Source organism: Phytohabitans aurantiacus (assembly GCF_027923225.1).
GTDB classification, from domain to species: Bacteria; Actinomycetota; Actinomycetes; order Mycobacteriales; family Micromonosporaceae; genus Phytohabitans; species Phytohabitans aurantiacus.
Genome location: NZ_BSDI01000115.1, coordinates 1 through 4,194, shown reverse-complemented (window position 1 = coordinate 4,194; position 4,194 = coordinate 1). Strand labels below are relative to the sequence as shown.

Genomic DNA, 4,194 nt, shown 5'->3' with positions numbered 1-4,194 from the left:
GGAGATCTGGTGACCACCCACCCGGAGAACTCATGTCCGCACAGCCGGAGGTCCGCGGTCCGCACAACCGGAGATCGAGATGTCCGTTGACAGACGTACGGCCGGTACACGCCATCCCCCTTCCTCGGCCTCGCCCTGCCGACGACCGGCGTTGCGGTCCCTGCGGTGCGGCAGGATCGCGGCCGGACAACCAGGACGGGATCTATCACCGCTGGATGCGGGACTATCTGAACTTCACCATGCCACGGCGAGAATGCCGACCGTGGTGACTGTCAGCCGTCCGGGTGTCCACATTGCGCCGACCGAGTGCTGGTCGGCACGGTGGAAGAGTGCAGCGGTGGGATCGGCTCAACCAGCGGCAACAAACGTTGCTGGAACAGATCGCGGCCGGCAACGACCTCAGTTCGACCGACAGTGTGGCGCACCGCAACTGCGCACGGGCGCTGCAACGTCGCCGGCTGGTCAACGTCACCCGAGGACGCGGCTTCTGGCGGGCCGCCATCACGCCCGCCGGACACTTCTACCTCGCCCACGGGCACCATCCCGACCACCCCCGCTACCGGCCATCGCCGCCGGCCACCGCGCGACGCACCGCAGCCTCCACCGCACGGCGGGCGGTGACCGTCGATGAGGCGACCGGCACGATCGCGTTCGCGCACCATCTGATGGACCGCCTGACCGAAGGCGACGGCCTGGTGCGGATCGAACGGCCCGACGAGCCGACCCGCGCCCGCTACCGGCGGGCCATCCACGCCGCCAAACAGCATTCGCTGATCCCGGACGGGTACCAGCTGCGGCACACCGGCCGGGACCGCGGCGACCTGGTCATCCGCCTCTACGACCTGGCCCACCGGGAGGATTGGGACCGGTTCCGGGTCGCGACCCACCGGCGGCTGACCACCGACGAGGAAATCATCGCCGCGGTCCAGCAAGATCCCACGCACCTGCCTGTGTCACCGCACCTGCTGCCCCGGGCACTCGATGTGATCCGCAGGCTCGCCGTCACCGCCCGCTATCGCGGCCACGCGCTCGTGGCCAACATCCGAGGTCCGCACCCGCGATTGCTGCTGCGGCTGCACGGCGCCGAGCGTGCGGTCCAGATCAGCGAAGACCACGACCAGATCCCGCACGTGCCGACCGACGAGGAGCAGCGCCTACACCAGCTTCAGCCGTGGGTCCCGCTCCCGGCGACCGACCGGGTACCAAACGGTCGGCTCGTGCTGCAGATCAGCCGCCGCCGGCACGGCACACCGCATACCTGGACCGACAGCAAACGCTCCCGGCTCGACACCCGCCTCGGCGCGATCCTGGCCGAGGTCGAAGCCGGACACCGCGCCGAGCAGCACCCTGCGGCAGAGCCCGACCCGGTCGTCACCGGACAGCTCGAACTGTGGCATCGCCGCGAGGCCGCCGAACGGGCCCGCTGGGAGCAGGCCCGAGCGGCCGCCACCGTCCAGGCCGTCGACATGCTGCGCACCCGCCGGTTCCGGGCCGCGTTCGACACCTGGGTCGCGGCCCAGGCCATCCGCGGCTTCTGCGCCGCCCTCGAGGCAGCCACGCCGGTGGATCCGAATGGGCGGCAGAACCTGGCGTGCTGGATCGCCTGGGCGCGCAGCAAGGCGGACCTGCTCGACCCCACCACAAACCCGACCCTGCTCGCCGACGTGGACTTCGCCATCGCCCCCGACACCGAAGACATCGCGCCGTTCATCGGGCAATGGAGCGCGACCGCGCCGCACCCCGGATACCGCGACGAACAGACCCGCACCCAGCACGAGCGTGTTCGCGGCTACGACACCACCTGGTACCGCAGCATGATTGCCCATGCGCCCGAACCAGCGACCGAGCTCACGGCTCGTGGGCGCCGGAACATACCGGCGCAGCGGACCGAGCCCGACGGATTCCACAGGGGGCAGCGGTGGGCGACGGGCTGATAGTGGAGGCCGGGAGAACCAGCCGACGGCCAGCCAGCGACGGGCTTTGTGTGCTGCCACCGATAGCCGTGGAGCTGACCGACGACGTGTACGCGCGGGCAGTCACCGCGCTGGCGCAAATCATGGCCGCGCAATGGAACTCTCAGTTGGAAGTCACCGAGCAAGAGGCCCGCCCTGTCCGTGCTCCATCCTCGGCCGGCGTGAGCGATCTGAAATGACGGGCGAGCATACGGATTCGCCGCCACATTCGGCGTGGCCAGCCAGCGGAGGGAGCCAGCCGAACGAAATACCGTCCGGCCACGCTACTGAGGCGCCAGACATCAACGCGGTACGGGTAGCGGCCTACGTCCGGATCTCCACGGACGAGGACCATCAGCCATTCAGCCTGCCAGCTCAGACAGCCCGGCTACAGGCGTACATCGACAGCCAGCCCAACTGGACCCTCATCGAACCGATGTACCGAGACGAAAAGTCCGGCGCCACCCTGCACCGGCAAGGCCTACAGCAAGCACTAGCAGCAGCCCGGACGGGAACCTTCGACATCCTGCTCGTCTACCGCGTCGACCGCCTCGCCCGCTCCCTGCGTGGCCTGGTAACCATCCTGGACGACCTGGCCGCCGCCGGCGTCGGGTTCCGCTCCGCCACCGAGCCCGTCGACACCTCCAACCCAGTCGGCCGGATGCTGATCCAAATGCTCGGCGTATTCGCCCAGTTCGAACGCGACCTCAACATCGACCGCGTCATCAACGGCATGGAACGCAAAGCCGCCACCGGGCAATGGACCACCGGCACCTACCCCTACGGCTACCGCATCGACCCGCACACCCACCACCTGATCCCCGACGAGGCCGAAGCACCCATCCTCGCGCAGATGTTCGCCCTCTACGCCGACACCTTCACCGGCACCCGCGCCATCGCCGCCCGGCTCAACGCCCGCGGGCTACGCCACCGGTCCGGCCGCCCATGGTCCGGACACACCATCGGCAAGATCCTGGCCAACCGCACCTACCTCGGCGAAACCCGGTTCCGGAACATCACCACACCCAACGCCCACCCACCCCTGATCGACCAGGAAACCTTCCACCGCGTCCAACGCATCCGCACCAGCCGCGCCCACCACGACGCCACCCCAACCGCCCACACCAGCGACTATCTCCTCGCCGGCCTCGTCACCTGCATGACCTGCGGCTCCCACTACGTCGGCACCGCCGCCCACGGCCGACGACATCGCTACCGCTACTACACCTGCCAACGCCACGCCCGATACGGCCGCCAAGCCTGCAACAGCCCACGCCTGCCCGCCGACCAACTCGAACAACAGATCCTCAAAACGATCGCCGCCGCCTACCGCGACACCGACCTCCCCGCAGACGCCCTCGCCGCCGTCGCCAATACACACCGCGACAACACCTCCGCGCTACGCGCCGAACACGCCGCCGTCACTGCTCAGATGACGCTCGTCCAACAGAAAATCGGCCGCTACCTGAATGCCTTCGAAACCGACGCCATACCCGCACACCTATGCCGCGAACGCCTGCAAGCCTTCACCCTCCAGGCAGCTCAGCTCATCGCCCGCCGTGACCAACTCCACCACGAACTCGAACACACCAAGCCACCACCACCCGCGGACCGCGGCCAGGCACGCCAGCACCTCCACCACATGCTGGCCACCGCCGACCCTCACCAGATCAAGACACTGACCAACCTGCTGATCACCGGCATCGACGTCTACGACCGCCACCACATCCAGCCCTACCTACGCCACCCAGCCCACAAGAAAACCGAGAGACGAAACACCGAACCAGCAACCCAACCCGGACGTCGACGCCGGACGAACACCGACCGCGTCGATAGCGGGCTGTTAGGTGTCAACGGCGAGGTTCGGGGGAACGGCCCTGCGGCGTCGCTTGCGCGGCCGACGGTTCGTCCTGCGTGCGGCCTCGATCAGCGTGTCAAGCCGCTCGGTACGTTCCTTGCTGGCTAGGAAAGCCGCCGATAGCGCATCCGCCGGCGCCCTGGCATGCGCGCGACGGGCCGGCGGCCGGGCCCGGCGGCTGGCGCATGTCCATCGTGGGGCGCACCGTAATGGCACTTTTGGTGTTGGTATATCGCATCAGAGCACGGCTCATACGCCCACGCGGACGTCGCGGAGCTGTCCACAGTCCATGAGCGCTATTCAGAACGTCTGATCGTCCACTGTGGTCAGGGCCACGGGTGTCACTACAGGTGACGGCGGCCGCCCCGGTGTAGATCACCTGGG

The 4,194-nt window shown here is 68.4% G+C and carries 3 protein-coding genes; all 3 read left to right on the top strand.

The features are described 5' to 3' along the window. Nucleotides 1-329 precede the first annotated feature (329 nt). The 3 genes from QMG73_RS45955 (at nucleotide 330) to QMG73_RS45945 (ending at nucleotide 3,918) form a co-directional block, all read left to right on the top strand. Entirely contained in the window at nucleotides 330-1,934 is a 1,605-nt protein-coding gene (locus tag QMG73_RS45955) for a hypothetical protein (protein ID WP_281906470.1), read from the top strand. A gap of 68 nt (nucleotides 1,935-2,002) precedes the next feature. Continuing rightward, a complete protein-coding gene (locus QMG73_RS45950) occupies nucleotides 2,003-2,152 on the top strand; it encodes a hypothetical protein (protein WP_281906469.1) in 150 nt (49 codons plus the stop codon). Further along, nucleotides 2,149-3,918: a recombinase family protein gene (locus QMG73_RS45945; RefSeq protein WP_281906468.1), complete on the top strand. Its 1,770-nt coding sequence runs from the start codon at nucleotides 2,149-2,151 to the stop codon at nucleotides 3,916-3,918. Before QMG73_RS45950 ends, QMG73_RS45945 begins: the two co-directional genes overlap by 4 nt. Nucleotides 3,919-4,194 lie beyond the last annotated feature (276 nt).

Bases quoted from the DNA above. Each gene is read 5' to 3' on its own strand.
- QMG73_RS45945 (WP_281906468.1), top strand. From the start codon at position 2,149: ATGACGGGCGAGCATACGGATTCGCCGCCACATTCGGCGTGGCCAGCC.